13 protein-coding genes and 1 pseudogene are annotated in these 17822 nt (G+C 64.8%); 12 read left to right on the top strand and 2 right to left on the bottom strand.

What is annotated here, in order from left to right:
* Nucleotides 1-10: 10 nt before the first annotated feature.
* Both CXY71_RS08860 and CXY71_RS08855 read left to right on the top strand, forming a co-directional pair.
* On the top strand, nt 11-994 hold the full coding sequence (locus CXY71_RS08860; RefSeq protein ID WP_104135277.1) for an amino acid ABC transporter permease: 984 nt from the start codon (nt 11-13) through the stop codon (nt 992-994).
* Nucleotides 995-1017: 23 nt separating this feature from the next.
* Nucleotides 1018-1770 carry an amino acid ABC transporter ATP-binding protein gene (locus CXY71_RS08855; RefSeq protein WP_158253034.1) on the top strand — a complete coding sequence of 251 codons (753 nt, stop codon included), beginning with the start codon at nt 1018-1020 and terminating at the stop codon, nt 1768-1770.
* A gap of 237 nt (nt 1771-2007) precedes the next feature.
* On the opposite strand, the gene hrpA is transcribed toward CXY71_RS08855, so the two are convergent.
* A complete protein-coding gene (gene hrpA / locus CXY71_RS08850) occupies nt 2008-6102 on the bottom strand; it encodes an ATP-dependent RNA helicase HrpA (RefSeq protein WP_104135275.1) in 4095 nt (1364 codons plus the stop codon).
* Between the two features lie 133 nt (nt 6103-6235).
* Between hrpA and CXY71_RS08845 the strand changes: the two genes are divergently transcribed.
* The 6 genes and pseudogenes from CXY71_RS08845 to CXY71_RS08825 all read left to right on the top strand — a co-directional run bounded on the left by CXY71_RS08845 (nt 6236) and on the right by CXY71_RS08825 (nt 12580).
* The gene (locus tag CXY71_RS08845; protein WP_104135274.1) at nt 6236-7069 is read left to right on the top strand and encodes an aldo/keto reductase; all 834 of its coding nucleotides are present in this window, start codon (nt 6236-6238) and stop codon (nt 7067-7069) included.
* 173 nt (nt 7070-7242) lie between these two features.
* Nucleotides 7243-7908, top strand: coding sequence for a nicotinamide riboside transporter PnuC (gene pnuC / locus CXY71_RS08840; protein ID WP_104135273.1), 666 nt, complete (start codon nt 7243-7245; stop codon nt 7906-7908).
* 66 nt (nt 7909-7974) lie between these two features.
* Nucleotides 7975-10011, top strand: coding sequence for a thioredoxin domain-containing protein (locus tag CXY71_RS08835; protein ID WP_104135272.1), 2037 nt, complete (start codon nt 7975-7977; stop codon nt 10009-10011).
* Nucleotides 10012-10059: 48 nt separating this feature from the next.
* Nucleotides 10060-10179: pseudogene (locus CXY71_RS22640) on the top strand (DUF1761 family protein); the annotation flags it as partial.
* Nucleotides 10180-10247: 68 nt separating this feature from the next.
* Nucleotides 10248-10481, top strand: coding sequence for a DUF1761 domain-containing protein (locus CXY71_RS22635; protein WP_368665876.1), 234 nt, complete (start codon nt 10248-10250; stop codon nt 10479-10481).
* A gap of 290 nt (nt 10482-10771) precedes the next feature.
* Nucleotides 10772-12580 carry a stealth family protein gene (locus CXY71_RS08825; protein ID WP_104135271.1) on the top strand — a complete coding sequence of 603 codons (1809 nt, stop codon included), beginning with the start codon at nt 10772-10774 and terminating at the stop codon, nt 12578-12580.
* Here CXY71_RS08825 and CXY71_RS08820 read toward each other — a convergent pair.
* The gene (locus CXY71_RS08820) at nt 12510-13448 is read right to left on the bottom strand and encodes a phosphodiesterase (protein ID WP_104135270.1); all 939 of its coding nucleotides are present in this window, start codon (nt 13446-13448) and stop codon (nt 12510-12512) included. The genes CXY71_RS08825 and CXY71_RS08820 overlap by 71 nt on opposite strands.
* Nucleotides 13449-13630: 182 nt before the next feature.
* Here CXY71_RS08820 and CXY71_RS08815 point away from each other — a divergent pair, with 182 nt between their 5' ends.
* From CXY71_RS08815 to CXY71_RS08800, 4 genes are all read left to right on the top strand, one after another.
* Complete coding sequence (locus CXY71_RS08815) at nt 13631-14548, top strand: NADP-dependent oxidoreductase (RefSeq protein WP_104135269.1); 918 nt, start codon at nt 13631-13633, stop codon at nt 14546-14548.
* A 148-nt stretch (nt 14549-14696) separates the two neighbouring features.
* The gene (locus CXY71_RS08810) at nt 14697-15602 is read left to right on the top strand and encodes a phosphatase PAP2 family protein (RefSeq protein ID WP_233204566.1); all 906 of its coding nucleotides are present in this window, start codon (nt 14697-14699) and stop codon (nt 15600-15602) included.
* A gap of 118 nt (nt 15603-15720) precedes the next feature.
* Nucleotides 15721-16917 (top strand): type III polyketide synthase, encoded by a 1197-nt coding sequence (locus CXY71_RS08805; RefSeq protein WP_104135267.1) that lies wholly within the window; start codon nt 15721-15723, stop codon nt 16915-16917.
* Nucleotides 16918-17793, top strand: coding sequence for a class I SAM-dependent methyltransferase (locus tag CXY71_RS08800; RefSeq protein ID WP_104135266.1), 876 nt, complete (start codon nt 16918-16920; stop codon nt 17791-17793). It abuts the gene before it with no gap.
* Nucleotides 17794-17822: the final 29 nt, after the last annotated feature.

The raw sequence follows: 17822 nt of genomic DNA, 5'->3' as shown, positions 1-17822 counted from the left end.
GACTCACATCATGACTGACACGGCCGCGACCGGCGGCAAGACTGAACCCGGAATCAAGGCAATCCGCCTGCACCACCCATGGCGCAACACCTTCGCGGTCGTGTTACTGCTCATCGTTGCGTTGTTCGTCGCCGATGCGGCCATGCGGCCGGCCTACGACTGGCCGGCCGTCGGCAAGTTCCTGTTCGACCAGCGCATTTCGCAGGCGGCATTCATTACCCTGCAGCTCACGGTCTACTCGATGATCATCGCGATCATCCTCGGCGTGACCCTGGCGATCATGCGGCTCTCGCCGAACCCGGTGGTCAACAGTATCGCCTGGGTGTACCTGTGGGTGTTCCGCGGCACCCCTGTCTATGTTCAGCTGGTGTTCTGGGGACTGATCGGCACGATCTACCAGTCCATTGACATCGGGCTGCCGTTCACCGAACCGTGGGTGTCCTTCCCGACCAGGGTCGCGCTGAGTGCGTTCATTCTCGCCATCGTCGGACTGGCGCTCAACGAGGCCGCCTACATGGCCGAAATTGTGCGCGCCGGGCTGCTCTCCGTAGACAGCGGGCAGGAAGAAGCGGCGACCGCGCTCGGCATGAGCTGGTTCCAGACCATGGTGCGCGTGATCGTTCCGCAGTCGATGCGGGTGATCATCCCCCCGGCCGGCAACGAGGTCATCTCGATGCTCAAGACGACGTCGCTCGTGACGGCGATCCCGTTCACCCTTGAGCTGTACACGCGCTCCCGCGACATCGCCGCCGTGACTTTCGACACCGTGCCGATGCTCATCGTCGCGTCGATCTGGTACCTGTTCTTCACCTCCATTCTCATGGTCGGCCAGTACTTTCTCGAGAAGCGATTCGCCCGCGGCATCGGCGATCGACGCCCCGATAAGAAAGCGGATGACGCCACTGCCGCAATGACGGGCGTCACCCCGGTCATTCGCAGTGGTCAACCCACTGTCGTGCTGCCGCCCACCGACCCGAACCAGGGAGAACGATGATGGTCGCTGCTATTGAGCCCCCCATGGTCGTCGCCGACCGCGTCTCCAAGAGCTTTGGCTCCAACGAGGTGCTCAAGAGCATTTCGCTCGAGGTCAAGCGCGGCGAGGTCATGTGCCTGGTCGGGCCCAGCGGATCCGGCAAATCCACCTTCCTGCGCTGCATCAACCACCTCGAGGTTGTCTCGGCCGGGCGCCTCAGCGTCGACGGTGAGCTCATCGGCTACCGCGAGGCTAACAACAAGCTCTACGAGATGCACCCGAAGGAAGCCGCCCGGCAACGCCGGGACATCGGCATGGTGTTCCAACGATTCAACCTGTTTCCGCACATGACTGCGTTGCAGAACGTGATGGAGGCACCGATTCGAGTCAAAGGCCTGTCCAAGGCCGGCGTCGAGGCCAACGCACGTACCCTTCTAGCCCGGGTCGGCCTGGCCGAGCGCGCCGACTATTACCCCGCGCACCTCTCCGGCGGCCAGCAGCAGCGGGTCGCGATCGCCCGTGCGCTGGCGATGGAGCCCAAGCTCATGCTGTTCGACGAACCCACCAGCGCGCTCGACCCGGAGCTCGTCGGTGAGGTGCTCGACGTCATGCAGGGCCTGGCCCGCGACGGGATGACCATGATCGTGGTCACCCACGAGATGGGATTCGCCCGCGAGGTCGCCGACTCGCTCGTCTTCATGGACGGCGGCGTCGTCGTCGAGAGTGGTGTGCCTACCGAGGTGCTCGCCAACCCCCAGCACCACCGCACCCAGGCCTTCCTCTCCAAGGTCCTCTAGGAGCGATCTGAGCTGTGGGTTTTCAGACCCCTCAGAGTTCCGCCCGTGTCCTGTGGCTAAATCAGGAAATCCGCGGTGGCCGGGTACCTGTGGGCGCGTAATCGTGCGGCACAGCGGGGCAGGCCGGCTGGATTTCCTGAATTAGCCACGAGGTGGCGGGCAATAGAGGGACTCAAGGCGAATTTGAGCGAGGTCCGTAAGGTGGGCCCGGGCGGCAAGACGACCGACAGAGGTCCTCTACCCGGTGAGCACCTTTTGGATGCGCTGCAGCGACACAGACTCGGCGGCCTTGAGCTCCTGCGCGAACAGGCTGATGCGCAGCTCTTCGATCATCCAACGGGCGCGCAGAAGCGGCGACGCAGCATCCGCTTTCAGGGGCATTGTGCCGCCGGCATTCTCGAACCGGGTGGTCGCGGCCTGGGTCTCGTTCATCCAGACCCGGTCGCGGCTGGGGTTGTCGACGAGTTTCGGCACGCGCGCGCTGATGCCGCCGAGGTAGCGCGGTAGGTGACGCAGCTGGGCCAGGCCGGTTTCGCTGACGAATCCGGGGTAGACCAGCGCCGTCAGCTGCTGGCGCGCGTCGCTGATTCCGGGCAGCAGAGCCATGCTGGTCGCGGCCTTGAGCGCCTTATCGGCCAGGCGATGGGCGGTCAGAATGCGGGCGACCAGGCCGACCGTTTCGAACATAGAGTCCATCACCACCCCTGACACCCGGTCGCGAATGGTGTCGAACTCGGCTTTCATAAACACCTGCCCGTCGGGCCGCACCCGAAACAGCACGTCGTCGACCGCGGCGGCGAGGCAATCCTCGAACATCGCCTGAGTCGACTTGTACGGGCTGGTCGCGAGCGAAAGCTTCTCGGCCGCGGTCAGATGCTGCTGCACATACGCGGCCGGCGACGGCGTTGCGAGCAGCAGCAGCCGGCGTACTCCGCGGGGCAGCGCCCGGGCCTGCTCCAGCTCGGTGCTCATCATGCGAATAGAAACGGATGCCCCATCATCGACGAGCGTCGGATACCCGCGAATCGTGTTGTCACCCTGCTTCGTGTCCAGGAAGCGCGGGAGCTCGCCGAGATCCCAGGTGGTGATACCGCCCCGCTCGATCGCGTTGCTGGGAGCAGCGGCGCTCGTCGCCTTCGCGACGCTCTCCCGCACCCGGGTGCCGAGCCGCCGCTGCAGATCGAAGAGGTCCTTGTCGGCTGCGATGGTGCGACCGCGCTCGTCGGTGACGACGAAGGTCATGCGCAGGTGCGCGGAAATGCGGCCAAGCTCGAAGTCGCGGGCGCTCACCGGCACGTAGGTGAGCTTCTGGATCAACGCCGCGAGCGTTTCGGCGAACGATGTATCGGGAATGGGCGTCGGCAACGCCATGACGATGCCGGGCTCGCCGGGTAGTTCGCCCAGTAGCCGAGCGGCCCAGTCGGCGGCGGGAACGACATTGCGTCGGATGCTCTTTGGCAGCGACTTGATCATGGCGGTCACCAGGTCGGCACGGAGGCCGGGCACCTGCCAGTCGAAACCGTTCGGCGAGAGACGGGCCAGCAGGGCGAGCGGGATGCGCACGGTCACGCCGTCGTCTTCTTCGCCGGGTTCGAACCGGTAGCCAAGGTTCAGGCGCTGGTCGCCCTGCTGCCAGCTCGGCGGAAAGAGTCCCTCGTCGATTTCGGGGGAGTCCTCGGCGACGAGCGCGTCGGCGGTCATGGTGAGCAGGTCGGGGGTGTCGAACCTGGCCGTACGCCACCAGCCCTCGAAGCTCTTGGTTGACGACACCTCGGCTGGAATACGGCGTTGGTAGAAATCGAAGACGGCTTCATCGTCGAAGAGGATGTCCCGGCGTCGGGTGCGTTCCTCCAGCTCGGCCAGTTCCTCCCGCAGCCTGGTATTGGCCCGCTCGAACGCCCACATGCCGAGGTCGCCCGTCTGACCGGGACGTCCGCCACGGCTGGCGCTCGAGCCAATGGCGGGTGCGCGGCCAGACCCGCGCCCACCGCTGGCGTCGCCGCCGTCGACCGCGATACTGACGCGTTCGATGCGGGACGGTCCCAGGCCGCCGCGATCGGCTTCCTTCTCTGCCGCCGACGATTGCGGCCCAGATGCGCGGTCCCACTCGCCCTCCACGAGGGCGTGCCGAATGAACAGCTCGCGGGCATAGGCCGGGTCGATCCGGGAGAACTGCACCCGGCGGCGGGCCACGATCGGAACGCCGTAGAGCGTCACCCGTTCGTAGACGACGGCGGCGCCCTGCTTCATTTCCCAGTGCGGTTCAGAATAGCTGCGCTTGCACAGGTTGCCGGCGAGGGGTTCCGCCCAGGCCGGGTCGACGACCGCGTTCATGCGGGCAAACAGCCGGCTGGTTTCGACCAGTTCGGCGCTCATGACCGCGTTCGGCTGCTTTTTAGCCAGGGTTGATCCGGGAAACAGTACGAAACGCTGCGCTCGAGCGCCGACATAGTCCTTCTTCGCAACGTCTTTCAGGCCGATGTGGGAGAGCAGCCCGGCGAGCAACGATCGGTGTACGCCGTCGGGGTTCGCGCTCGGCTCACCGAGATGCAGGCCGAGCGGCTTGGCCAGCTGCCGCAACTGCCGCAGCACGTCCTGCCACTCGCGCACCCGTAAGTAGTTGAGGTACTCGTTCTTGCACAGGCGTCGAAAGGCGCTCGAACCCAGTTCGGACTGCTGCTTCTCAAGATAGTTCCAGAGGTTGAGCAGGCTGAGGAAGTCGCTCGTGGGGTCGGCGAACCGGGCATGGAATTGGTCAGCCTGGGCGCGACGCTCGAGCGGGCGCTCCCGCGGGTCCTGGATGGTGAGTCCGGCCACGATCGCCATGACCTCCCGGCTGGTGCCCTGCGTCTTCGACTCGATCACCATGCGCCCAAAGCGCGGGTCGATCGGCAGTTGGGCGAGTTGTTGGCCGATGCGCGTGAGGCGCGGGGTAGCCGGGGCGGCGGCGTCCGCTCCGCTGCTGGTGGCACGGGCGGTGCCGCGACCGCTCTTGGTGCGCCCGGCTCCCTCTGCCTCGATGGCGCCGAGTTCGGCGAGCAGGTCGAGGCCGTCCTTGATGTTGCGACTGTCCGGCGGGGTCAAAAAGGGGAACGAGGCGATGTCGCCGAGGCCGAGCGAGATCATCTGCAGAATGACGGCGGCGAGGTTGGTGCGCAGAATCTCCGGCTCGGTATATTCCGCACGGCGCAGATAGTCTTCTTCGGAGTACAGCCGAATCGCGATGCCGTCGCTGGTGCGCCCGCTGCGGCCGCTGCGCTGGTTGCCGGAGGCCTGTGAGATCGCTTCGATCGGCAGTCGTTGTACCTTCGAGCGCACGCTGTAGCGGCTGATGCGCGCGGTTCCCGCGTCGATGACATAGCGGATGCCCGGCACGGTCAGGCTGGTTTCGGCTACGTTGGTCGCGAGTACGATGCGACGTTTCACCCCGGCCACGGTCGACGGCTGGAACACGCGGTGCTGGTCGGCTGACGATAGCCGGCCGTAGAGCGGCAGCACCTCGGTGGGGTTGCGACTGGCTGAGGAGGCGTACTTGCCCTGCAGAGCGTCAGCGGCGTCGCGAATCTCGGTCTCGCCGGAGAGAAAGACCAGCACATCGCCGTTCGACTCTCGCTCAAGCTCATCGAGAGCTGCGGTGATGCCCTCGATGTAGTCGCGGTCGACCGGGGGAGCGGCATCCGCCGTATCGTCATCACTGTCTTCATCGGAATTGGCGATTCCCGGCTCAGCGACGAGCGGACGGTAGCGAATCTCTACCGGAAAGGTGCGGCCAGACACTTCGACGACCGGTGCTGGGGTGCCGTCCGCGGCGGCGAAGTGCTTCGCGAAACTGGCCGGGTCGATGGTGGCCGACGTGATGATGAGCTTGAGGTCGGGGCGCTTGGGCAGCAGCTGCCGCAGGTAGCCGAGCAGAAAGTCAATATTGAGGCTGCGCTCGTGCGCCTCGTCAATGATGATCGTGTCGTACTTGCGTAACATGCGGTCGCGGTGAATCTCATTCAAGAGGATGCCGTCGGTCATCAACTTGATGCGGGTGTCAGCACCGACCTTGTCGGTGAACCGCACCTGATAGCCGACGAGTTGCCCGACTTCCTGCCCGAGTTCCTCGGCGATGCGTTCGGCAATGGTGCGCGCTGCGAGCCGGCGCGGCTGGGTGTGGCCGATGTTCTTGCGGCCGAGCTCGAGACAGATCTTGGGCAGCTGGGTGGTCTTGCCCGACCCGGTCGATCCGGCGACGATCACGACTTGGTTGTCGCGAATTGCGCGGGCGATGTCTTCCCGACGCTGGCTGACCGGCAGTTCGGGCGGGAAGGTGATATTTAGTATTTCCATGAAGTCTCAATATTACTTCGCCCTCACTCGCGACGTGAAAGCCGCCCGTGCGCGCCCGCCGGGTGCTTTCGCGGTCAGTGAACATTGGGGGTTGGGAGGGAGTGTCGAGGACACCGGCTTATAGGCTGGGGCGATGACGAAATCTGTTCCCACCATCACCCTCAACGACGGCCACACGATTCCGCAGCTCGGTTTTGGCGTGTTCAAGGTCGAACCCGCCGAAACCACCCGCATCGTGGCCGACGCGCTCTCGGTCGGTTACCGCCACATCGATACCGCCGCCGTCTACGGCAATGAGGAGGGCGTGGGCAAGGCCCTCGCTTCCTCCGGTATCGACCGCTCCGAACTGTTCATCACCACAAAACTTTGGAACGACCGTCAGGGCACCCAATCAGCCTTTGACGCCTTCGAGGAGAGCCTCGAGAAGCTCGGTCTCGACTACGTCGACCTCTACCTGATCCACTGGCCAGCACCGGCCAACGACAAGTTCGTCGAGAGCTGGAAAGCCCTTGAGAAGATTCAGGAGTCCGGCCGTGCCCGTTCCATCGGCGTCTCGAACTTTCTGGTGCCGCACCTCGACCGTCTGCTACACGAGACGAGTATCGTGCCGGCCGTGAACCAGATTGAGCTTCACCCGGCGCACCAGCAGCTCGAGGTGACAGCATTCGCCCGCGAAAACGGTATCAATATTGAGGCCTGGGGCCCCCTCGGCCAAGGCAAGTACCCCCTGTTCGACGAGCAGGTGATAGTGGATGCCGCCGAATCGCACGGCAAGTCTCCCGCGCAAATCGTCATTCGTTGGCACCTGCAGACGGGCAACATCCTCTTCCCCAAGTCGAACCGCCTCGCGCGCATGACCGAGAACTTCGACGTGTTTGACTTTGAACTGACACGCACCGAGGTGACCATGATCTCGGCGCTCGAGCGCGCCGGTCGCGTTTCAGCGCACCCCAACGAGGTCAACTAGCGCGCAGTATCCGTTTGACTGAGTGTCCGCGCAGACCCTTGGTCGGCGCGGCCAGTGCTGTGTCGTCCGCGGGCACGCGGCCAGATCCGGTTTTGCACCGGCGTAGATTTGAAGGCGCTGCGTTTTTTTGAACGCGGGTGCGCGAGTGCGTGCCGGTTGGCAGAAAGTTCTCCATGAATCCAATTGAATGGCTGTTCGACGCCCAGTTGCAGATCGGCACTCAGACCATTCTCTGGCGTGAGGTCGTCGGTAACGTCTTTGGAATTGCGAGCGCGGTCGGGGGCATGCGTCGCAAGATCTGGGCCTGGCCGGTCGGGATCGTCGGCAACGCGCTGTTATTCACCGTGTTCCTCGGCGCCGTCTTCGGTACGCCGAACCCGGTCAACCTGCTCGGGCAGGCCGGTCGCCAGATCATGTTCATCGTCGTGTCGATCTTCGGCTGGGTGCAATGGCAACGCAGCCGCAATTCCTCCGTGCACGTTGCCGTTGCGCCGCACTGGGCCGGCAATCGCACTCGCATTCTGCTCGGCCTTGGACTTGTCGCCGGCACCCTCGTGCTCACCCCGATCTTTCGCGCGCTCGGCTCGTTCGAACCGGTCTGGGCGGATGCCTGGATCTTCACCGGTTCCCTGCTCGCGACCTACGGCATGGCCAAGGGGTGGACCGAGTTCTGGCTGATCTGGGTGGCCGTGGACGTGGTCGGGGTGCCGCTGCTGATCAGCGCCGGCTACTACGCCTCCGCCGTGTTGTATCTGTTCTACGGAGCATTCACCATCATCGGCTTCGTGGTCTGGGTGCGCGTGCAACGTCGTCTTCCGGTGCTGCGGGGCGTCGGGTAGCTCGCGCGTCGTCTCTTGGATTGGCCGGGGCTCGCCGAAAGTCGTACCCCGGGAGCAGAATGGAGCATGCCCAATCACCTCGCCGACGCCATCAGCCCGTATCTGCGTAGCCACGCCGGCAACCCGGTTAATTGGTTCGGCTGGTGCGCTGAGGCGTTCGCCGAAGCCCGTGAGCGCGACGTTCCGGTGTTGGTGTCGATTGGTTATTCCACCTGCCATTGGTGCCATGTCATGGCCAGGGAATCCTTCAGCGACCCTGTGATCGCCGAATACTTGAACGCCCATTTCGTCAGCATCAAAGTTGACCGTGAGGAACATCCTGACGTCGATGCGAGCTACCTCGCCGCCGCGAGCGCGTTCACGGACGGACTCGGCTGGCCGTTGAATGTGTTCGTCACCCCCCACGGCCAGGCCTTTCACGCGGGAACCTATTTTCCACCGGTCGGGCAGCCGGGGCGCCCGTCGTTCCGCGATGTTCTCACCGCGGTAACGGATGCCTGGCTCACCCGCCGCGACGACGTGACGGCGGGCGCAGCGCGGGTGGCCGAGATGCTCGTCGAGTCGGGCCGGCAGCTCACGGCGGCGACCGGTTCAACGTCGGGCGGAGCGGCCGTGGCGTTCGCACAGCCCAGCGCCGAAGCACTCGACCGAGCCGTCACCGAGCTCGTGGGTTACGAAGACGCATTGTTCGGCGGCTTCGGCGGCGCACCGAAATTTCCGGTGGCGCCGGCACTCTCCTTTCTGCTCGGGCACGGGGCGCTCGTCGCCGATGGCCCCAACCTCGCGCTGCGCACGCTCAAGTTCATGGGTGAGTCACCGCTGCGGGACTCGATTGAGGGTGGCTTTTTTCGCTACGCGGTCAACCGGGACTGGAGCGATCCGCACTACGAACGCATGCTTTACGACAACGCCCAACTGCTCGGCCTGTACACCCGTGCCTGGATGATGACCGGCCAAGCGTGGGCCCGTCAGGTGGCCGAAGGAATCGCTGGCTTTCTCTGCACCGTGCTGCAGCTGCCGAGCGGCGGGTTCGCGAGCGCGCAGGACTCGGAGAGCACAGTCGAAGGCGAACGGGTCGAGGGTGGCTACTATGCACTCGACGCGAGTGAACGCCTCCGGCAAACCCCACCGGCGCTCGACGAGAAGGTGCTGACCGGTTGGAATGGCCTCGCCATCCAGTCCCTGGCCCGCGCCGGCTTCGCCTTCGACCGGCCCGACCTCATCGCCGCCGCCCGCCGCGCAGCCGAGTACCTGCACCAGCATCACGAGCGCGCCGATGGCTCCCTGGTACGCGCTTCCGTTGCCAACCAGGCCGCCGCTGACCAGGCCGCCGCCGACCAGACATCCACTGCCCGCAGCTCTAGCGCCAGGGCCACGCTGGAGGACTACGGCATGTACTCACGTGGACTCCTCGAACTCGCACTCGTCACCGGTGACGTAACGTACGCCACCCAGGCTCGTCACCTGCTCGACAGCACCCTATTGGACACCACCGACACGGTCGTTTTCCGTCCGCCGCACGGCCCGGATCCGGTGCTTAGCGCGCAGGGCCTAGTCAGCGCCGTCGATTCTTCGGAGGGTGCCTACCCCTCCGGATTGTCCGCGACGGCCGAGGCCGCCCTGCTGTTGCACCGCCTCACCGGCGACGATCGCTATCGGCGGGCAGCGCAGGCCGGTCTCGCTGTGGTCGCCGCTCTCGCCCCGCAGCGTCCACTCGCCTTTGGCGCAGCGCTGCGCTTGTTCGACGACCTCAGCACCCCGATTGAGCAGCTCGTCATCGTTTCGCGCGACCCGAGCGATGAAAACGCGGCTACCGCCACCCCGCACCCCGTCACTCTGCTGGACCTCGCGCGCCGCCACTCGGCGGGCGTCGTCGCATCCATTTTCGAGGTGCAGGCCCGCGCCTTCGCCGACGCCGGCTTCGACCTTTTCGAAGCCCGAACCGCGCCGAGTGGCCAGCCCACCGCCTACCTGTGTCGCGATTTCGTCTGCCAGCTTCCGGTCACCGAACCGGCCGAGCTCCCGCCCCGGGCCGCGACGGCAGACCGCATGGTCCGAATCGTGGCCGAACGGCAGCACCTCGGCACGGCAACCACGCACTAACGTCGCGATATCCGTCCCGTTCCTGAGGACCAGCCGAAAGGATCCCTCATGGTTCCCGAAATCAACATCTGGGCCGTGCTCCTGGCCACTGTGTCGAGCATGCTCGTCGGCTCAATCTGGTACACCCGCGCAGTCTTTGGCCGGTACTGGATGAAAGCCATCGGACACACCGAAGAAAACATTAGGGGCAGCGGCACCGGCGCCATCACGATCATCGTCAGCTCCGTCACCGCCTCGTGCTGGCCGGCGCCGAAGCGATCGCCCAGAACTTCTACGGCGGCGACTTTCTGTTCAATACCCTACTCACCGGGTTCATCCTCGGGGCCGGATTCACCGCAGCTCGCATGGTCACCCACGACGCCTTCGACCGCCGCCCGACCAGCCTCACCGGGCTCAACCTGGCCCACGAACTCGTGACCATTCTGCTCATGGCTTTGCTCATCGGCCTGTTCGGCATCTCCGCTCTCTAACGCGCACCGACTGTGCGAAACGGATGCCTCAGCATCCGTTTCGCAGGTACGCTCCCGTTGACGCGTGGGCGCAGCAAACTACCGGCATCGGGGACGTACACTGGGGGAACGCCCCTGCGTGTCACCGGCCGCTGGTCGCTCATCGAGAATCTCGGCGGCACCATGTTTCCTGCGAATCAGCTGTTCGAGACACAGGCAGAGCAGCGTTCACGCCGGCTTTTTCGGCCGCACTCCCCGGGACAGGCTCGAATTGCCCCGTGTTTGAGTGCTCCACTTTTTCAAGGAGGACCATGGCGACACTCGATATTCCAGACGCACAACCGGATGCGCGCACGGAATCCCCAAAAGTCGGTTACCCCGATTCCTCCGGCGGTGACATTTTTGACACCGACGCTTTTCGCCCCGACTCCGTCGGTTACGACTCGAACGAACCCGAACCGCCCACGAACACCGGCTTGATCCCGACTCTCTCCCTGAGCAACGAGCCCGAATTGGTGTTGATCACACCGGATGCCCGCACCCGCCGCTTCAACAGGGATGACGTAGTCGTGCGCAAGGGCGAGATCGCGTTGATCAATGGCCACTACACGCCACACGAGTCCATGGTTAAAGACCTCGTCGCCGTCTACGACGCCCTCACCCGCGGTGGAATCGACTTTCTGCTCGTGCGCGGCGACCACAACCGTCCGGTCATCGCTGTTGACCGCAAGCGTCGCAAGGAAATCACCCAGGTGCTTAGCGAGGCGTTCGCCAATGAACCCTTCTACGCCAAGCCGCAGGGCGGCAACGTGAACCAGCAATTTCTCCTCGCCGACGGCGCTCTTACGGTGTTGCGCAAGTCGTCGGTTTTTCGGGTCTACCGCCCGCGGATCGAACCGATTGGACGCCTGCGCTACGGGGCTCAGACCGCGTTTCAGCTCGAATTGTGGCGTTTCGGTGAAGACGAAATCATCGCGCCGGTCGAGAACGCACTCATGCGCACCCGGCTGCCGCGCTCCGAGGCCCGCGAAACGACGATCGACCTGTACGGGCGCACCTGGCTGACCCTGCAGAACATGTTCGACGACCTGGCGAGTGACGTCACATTTGACATCGATCTCGTATTCAGCTGGGTCGACGGCTCGAGCGACGAGTTTCAGCGGGAACGTGCCAAGCGCATGCAGGCCTATGTCGTTGGCGAGGGCGACGATTCGGATGCCCGTTTTCGCCAGATCGACGAGCTCAAGTACGCCCTGCGCAGTGTTTACATGTTCGCCCCGTGGATTCGTCGCATTTTCATCGCAACCGATTCTCCGGCACCGGAGTGGCTCGCTGAGCATCCGCGCGTGACGATCATGCGCAGCGAAGATTTCTTCGTCGACACGAGCGTGCTGCCCATCCACAATTCGCACGCCGTGGAAAGCCAGCTGCAGCACATTCCGGGGCTTGCTGAGCACTTTCTGTATTCGAACGATGACATGTTCTTTGGCCGTCCGGTCGGGCCCGAGCTGTTCTTCTCGCCGGGCGGCGTGACCAAGTTTGTGGAAGCAGCCACTCGAATCGGTCTGGGCGAGAACGACCCGACGCGCAGCGGGTTTGAGAACGCCGCACGGGTAAACCGTGCTCTGCTTCGTGGCCGCTTCGGCAAGGTCACTACCCGCCACCTTGAGCACACGCCGGCGCCCATGCGCAAAAGCGTGCTGCTTGAGTTGGAGCGGGAGTTTCCCGAGGACTTCAGCCGCACGGCAGCCAGCCGGTTCCGCTCGGCGACCGACATCTCGGTCACCAATTCGTTGTATCACTACTATGCATTGATGACCGGCCGTGCGGTTGCGCAGACCCAGGTGCGCTCGCTCTACATCGAGACGACCCTGCGCATCGCCCTGCGGCAGATGAACCATTTGCGCAAGCACCGCGATCAGGACATGTTCTGTCTCAATGATGGGAGCCACCCGGAAATCACGCCCGATGTGCGCCGGGCCGCTGTAACTGAGTTTCTAAACCTGTACTTTCCGATCGTGGCACCGTGGGAGCGGACCAGTCTAGCCGCTAGCGCAGAACCGGAATTGGCCGCGTCATTGGCGGCTGACGCAGTGCAGGCAGAGTTTCCGACGGCGTAATTTCGACGCCGGAAGCGCGCAGACGACGCGCGCTTTCGGCGGCATCCACATAATCGAGCGTCGGATAGTGGCCGAGCGGAACAACTGAGTGCAAAATTGTGCCGGGGTAGACGTGCACCAGGTTGAACGCTCTGGCACCATCGCGCCCGAGGGTTCCGCCGACGGGCACGTTGAGGTCTTGCGTGTAGCAGGTTGCCGACGCCACCGACACGGGGATGTCGGCGAACATGGCCATTGATGAATAGTGCAGGTGGCCGGCAATGATGCTGCGCACATCGGTGCCGCGCAGCACGTCAGCCAGGGCTTGCTGATCGCGCAGCTCCACGGCTGTGGCCAGGTCGAGCACGCTCGGAATCGGCGGGTGGTGCATTGCCAAAATCGTGCCGTCCGGGGCCGGTACACGTAGCTCCTCGGCGAGCCAGAGCAGTTGCTGCTCGCTCACGGCGCCGTAATGGTGGCCGGGTACCGAGGTATCGAGAGTGATCAGTCGTAGGCCGTTGAGGTCGTAGGACCGGTCGATCGGGGCGTCGCTGGCCAGCTCACCGAACAGCTCGGTGCGAAAAGCCGTGCGATTGTCGTGGTTGCCCATGACCCAGACGATCCGCGCGCCGAGGCGAGCGGCGACCGGTTCGACGATCTGACGCAGCAGCTGGTAGGCGCCGGGCTCACCCTTGTCGGCGAGATCACCGGTGACGACGATGGCCTCTGGCTGTGCCCCTGAGGCCTCAACCTCGGCGAACAGCTCGGCCAGGCGGGCTTCGACGTCAACGCTGCCATAGAGTTTCGAGCCTCCCGCCAGCAAGTGGGTGTCGCTCAGGTGTAACAGGAAATGGTCCGGCCGGGGGTATTCAGCCGTTCGAAAGCTCACGGAGCATCCATTCGTTTGTCGCGGACGCGCTTTGCCGGCGCGCTTTCACGATGCTTGACACTATTCGATCAGATGTACTTGAACAACCGGTGTACGCCACACCTTAATGCTGCACCGGGCGGGGTAAATGGGCAAGTGTCGCTATTGAATCGTGCTCATGACCCGTGCCCTAGGCTGGCCGCATGGCTCGATACGTACGCATTGAGGAATTTGGTGGCCCAGACGTTCTAAGCATTGTGAACGACGAGCAGCCGCAGGCCGGTCGGGGGGAGGTGCGCGTTCGCGTGCACGCCGCCGGCCTCAACCCGGTCGACTACAAGATCTTCCGTGGCGGCCCCGCAGCCCTGCGCTACGAAGCGGTTCCCCCATGCGGCAACGGCAACGATTTCGCGGGCGTCATCGACGAGCTGGGTGATGGCGTCGTCGGTTTTCAGATCGGTGACGCCGTTTTCGGCGGCAAGCGGATGCACGCCCAGGCCGACTTCGTCGTTGTTGACGCGACCCGGGTGCTCCCAAAACCGGCCGGGCTTTCCTTCGAGCAGGCCGGTGCCCTCGATATTGCCGGGCGCGCTGCCTGGGCGAGTGTCGCCTCCCTTGATCTGTCCGCCGCCGATACCGTACTGATCGGCGCCGCGGCCGGCGGAGTCGGTGTTCTCGCGGGCCAGCTCGCCCTGCGCACCGGCGCGACCGTCATCGGCACGGCGAGCCCGGGCAACCATGATTTTCTCCGCGGCCTCGGGGTCATCCCGGTCGCCTACGGCGATGGCCTCATTGATCGGGTGCGCGCGACCGCATCGACCGTGACCGCGGTCCTCGATTACAACGGCGCGGCGACGATTGATGCAGCCCTCGAGCTGGGTGTTCCCGGAAGTCGGATCAACACGATCGCCGCGCGCGGTTATCGTGCCGACGCCGGCATCACCGAGGTGGGCGGACAAGCCGCGGACATTGATGACCTGCGCGCCCTCTCCGCGCTGATCGCGAGCGGCGAGATCGTGCTGCCCATCGATCGGGTATTCCCACTCGAGCAGGTTCAGGGTGCCTACCGCCACCTGATGGCCGGGCACCTGCGCGGCAAGGTCGTGCTCGCGACGCGGTAGGCAAGCCCCGGTGGCACTGCTCGGGGCTGCGAGCCAGCCGTTCCAAGCCTGGAAAGGCGGCCTGTGGGCTGGACCGCGCTTCGATCCTGAGCCCTGGGTTCCGGGCTGACCCGCTCAGGCTCTCAGCCTTGCTGTGGCATCCTTGATCGTGCGCATCAGATTCAAACCGAACCCTCCGCTACAGGGGTCGTTTGGCTACCTCGCCGGAGCCGCGCTGATAGCACTCGTGTTCGTCGGTCTCTACCTGTTCTTTGTACGGAGCCACGCTGGCCAGGAAGCCGACCAGCTTGCGTATAACGGCGCCGAATTCGGCCGTCGCAGCATCACTCCGTTCACCGGCCGGGTGCTCGACTCCGTGCCCGATGTGGCCGTGGTGTTCGGCGTCGTGCTGACCGCGATCATCGCGCTCGTGCGCCGCAACTGGCGGACCCTTCTAATCGCCCTGATCGCGGCCGGGGCCGCGACTGCGACGGCGCAACTGCTCAAGTACGGCATTTTGGCCCGGCCCGACCTGACCGTCGAGGGTTATGCGGGAAACTCATTCCCGTCGGGGCATACGACGGTGGCGGCGGCATCCGCTCTCGTTGTGTTTCTGGTGGCAAGCCCGCGTACCCGGCCGATGGTGGCTGGCTGGGGCACCGCCTTCGCCGTGTTGGCCGGGGTCGCAACGCTCGCCAATCAGTGGCATCGGCCCAGTGACGTGATTGCCGGGCTGCTCTGGGTTGCCCTCTGGGGCTGCCTGGCCGGTGCCATGCTGGCCTGGCCGCGGGTCGGGGTGTTTCCGCGCGCTGCCGGCGACGGCTCCAGCTCGCGGTGGCCCGCCTTCATCGGCCTTCGCAGATCCACCATTCGCGTTATTCGCTGGCTGTCGGTCGGCTTCGGTGCTGTCTCCGTGCTGGCCTTTGTCGCGACCCTCGTGGTGAACAGCAGCCTGTTCGACAGCGTCGGAACAGTGGGTACCGTCGTCGCCTATCTCGGTGGCGTCGCGGCCATCGTTACCGCAGGCCTACTGCTCGCGCTCAGCGGAACTCGGCTGTTCGCCCGCCTTCCGTAGATTTTGCTCGTTACCCGTTCGGGTTTCGGTGGCCTGAGGCCTCCAAAAAGCTGTGTCGGGCCCGATTTTTCGGCGCTGGAGGGCTGTACGGAAGAGAAGTCGCGTGCAACCATGGCTCATGGCCGTCATTCTGAGAGCGCTCCAGACCGTAGTTCCCCCGACGATTCTGATCCAAGAGCAGGTGCGCGACATCTTCGCCGCCCAGCCCGGTCTCAGTCGGCTCGCGGGGCGCCTGGTCAACACCAGCTTCAACGTATCCGGAATCGAAACCCGACATACCGTGATCGACGAGCTCACCCTCGACAATGATTCAGCCGAGCCGCAGTTCTTTGACGCACGGCAACAGCTGCTGCTCATGCCGAGCACCAGGGTGCGCAACGAGCTCTACATCACGGAGGGCACCAAGCTGTTCGTCGAGGCCGGCCGCCGGGCGCTCGCCTCCTGCCCCGACATTCGTCCCGAAGACATAACGCACGTTGTCACCGTCTCCTGCACCGGTTTCTACGCGCCAGGCCCTGACTACATGCTCGTGCGTGAGCTCGGCCTGAAGGCCAGCACCCAGCGCTACCACCTCGGATTCATGGGCTGTTACGCCTCGATGCCGGCCCTGCGCACCGCGAAGCAGTTTGTCCAAGCCGACCCGAACGCAGTGGTGCTCGTGGTCAGCGCTGAACTCTGCTCGCTGCACCTGCGTACCTCGAGCGACCCGGACACCATCATCGCTTCCTCACTGTTCTCCGACGGCGCGGCCGCCGGTATTGTCAGCTCCCGCGCTCCGCTGCCGGGCGAGAAGGCTCTCGGCCTCGACCTATTCGAAACGGTGATCACCCCGGTCGGCGAGGGCGACATGGCCTGGAAAATCGGCGACGAAGGCTTCGAAATGACTTTGAGCACCTACGTTCCGCACATCATCGACGAACACATCGAGAGCGCGCTCGCCCCGCTGTTCGCCCGCGATGTGTCGATCACCGCGCAGCTCAATGCTCCCGTCCACGCGGATGCTGCCTCAGCTATCGGTACCCCCGTCGCGTCCCCCGCCTCGCTCAGTTCGGTGATCGAGCATTGGGCGATCCACCCCGGTGGCCGCAGCATTCTCGACAAGACAGAGGCGAAGCTTGAGCTGCGACCCGACCAGCTACTGCCCTCGCGCGAGACGCTGCGCACCAACGGCAATATGAGCAGCGCGACCATCCTGTTCGTGATGAAGGCCATTCTCGACGGCCCAGCTACGGCCGACGGCGAGCGGGTCTGCACCATGGCGTTCGGCCCCGGACTCACCGTGGAGTCCGGCCTGATGACCGTGATCGAGGGCTGAATGGCCCTTCCCTCCCTGCGCGTGCGCGCCCACGACGCGGTTGAGATCATGGATTCCCCGCTCTGCGACCCGACCATGCTCACCCGCACCTATCAGGATTTTCGCGTGGTCAATGCGGTCGTCTCTGGCTGGTGGGGGATCTATCGCCGCAGCATCCGCCCTGCCCTGTCAACCACGACCGAACTGACACTCCTCGATGTCGGATCGGGCGGCGGCGATGTGTCGCGGGCACTGGCCGGCTGGGCGGTGCGTGACGGCCTGCGGCTGAGGGTGACCGGCGTCGATCCGGATGCCCGCGCGCACGTGTTCGCGACGTCGCAGCCGAAGATTGCCGGTCTGTCGTTTCGGCGGGCGCTGAGCTCCGATCTCGTCGCGGAGGGCGAGCACTTTGACTTCGTGGTCTCCAACCATGTGCTGCACCACCTGAGCGTCGACGAGCTCAAGGGGCTGCTCGTGGACTCCGAGGCGCTCGCGCGTCGCCGGGTGCTGCACGCCGATCTCGAGCGCTCGAACTGCGCCTATCTCGGGTTCGCTGCGGGCACCTGGCCGTTCTTTCGGCACTCCTACATTCGGCCGGACGGGCTTACCTCGATTCAACGCAGCTACACCGCGAACGAGCTGCGGGCCGCGGTTCCGGTCGGATGGACCGTGTCGCGCGGCAGGCCATCGCGATTGGAGCTGAGCTGGAACGCGCCGACGCAGGCTGTGCCAGCGGATGCTTCGCCCGAGTTCGCGACTAATGCTGCGACTTTGGCAGGCGGCGATCCCGGGCGCGCACCTGCATCTGCCGCCGATGCGCCCGAAGAGACGGTCAAGCGGCCGGGGTCTGAGCCTGACCACGTGCCTGAATTCACGCCTGACCGGCCCGATGCGTGACGTTGTGATCGTCTGGCCGTCGTGGCCCG

It is taken from the genome of Cryobacterium sp. Y62, from assembly GCF_002929785.1.
In the GTDB taxonomy this organism is placed as follows: domain Bacteria; phylum Actinomycetota; class Actinomycetes; order Actinomycetales; family Microbacteriaceae; genus Cryobacterium.
This window is presented reverse-complemented; position numbering and strand designations above follow the sequence as displayed.

Bases quoted from the DNA above. Each gene is read 5' to 3' on its own strand.
- CXY71_RS08805 (WP_104135267.1), top strand. From the start codon at position 15,721: ATGGCCGTCATTCTGAGAGCGCTCCAGACCGTAGTTCCCCCGACGATT.
- CXY71_RS08825 (WP_104135271.1), top strand. From the start codon at position 10,772: ATGGCGACACTCGATATTCCAGACGCACAACCGGATGCGCGCACGGAA.
- CXY71_RS08860 (WP_104135277.1), top strand. From the start codon at position 11: ATGACTGACACGGCCGCGACCGGCGGCAAGACTGAACCCGGAATCAAG.
- CXY71_RS08855 (WP_158253034.1), top strand. From the start codon at position 1,018: ATGGTCGTCGCCGACCGCGTCTCCAAGAGCTTTGGCTCCAACGAGGTG.
- CXY71_RS08815 (WP_104135269.1), top strand. From the start codon at position 13,631: ATGGCTCGATACGTACGCATTGAGGAATTTGGTGGCCCAGACGTTCTA.
- pnuC (WP_104135273.1), top strand. From the start codon at position 7,243: ATGAATCCAATTGAATGGCTGTTCGACGCCCAGTTGCAGATCGGCACT.
- CXY71_RS08835 (WP_104135272.1), top strand. From the start codon at position 7,975: ATGCCCAATCACCTCGCCGACGCCATCAGCCCGTATCTGCGTAGCCAC.
- CXY71_RS08845 (WP_104135274.1), top strand. From the start codon at position 6,236: ATGACGAAATCTGTTCCCACCATCACCCTCAACGACGGCCACACGATT.
- hrpA (WP_104135275.1), bottom strand. From the start codon at position 6,102: ATGGAAATACTAAATATCACCTTCCCGCCCGAACTGCCGGTCAGCCAG.
- CXY71_RS08800 (WP_104135266.1), top strand. From the start codon at position 16,918: ATGGCCCTTCCCTCCCTGCGCGTGCGCGCCCACGACGCGGTTGAGATC.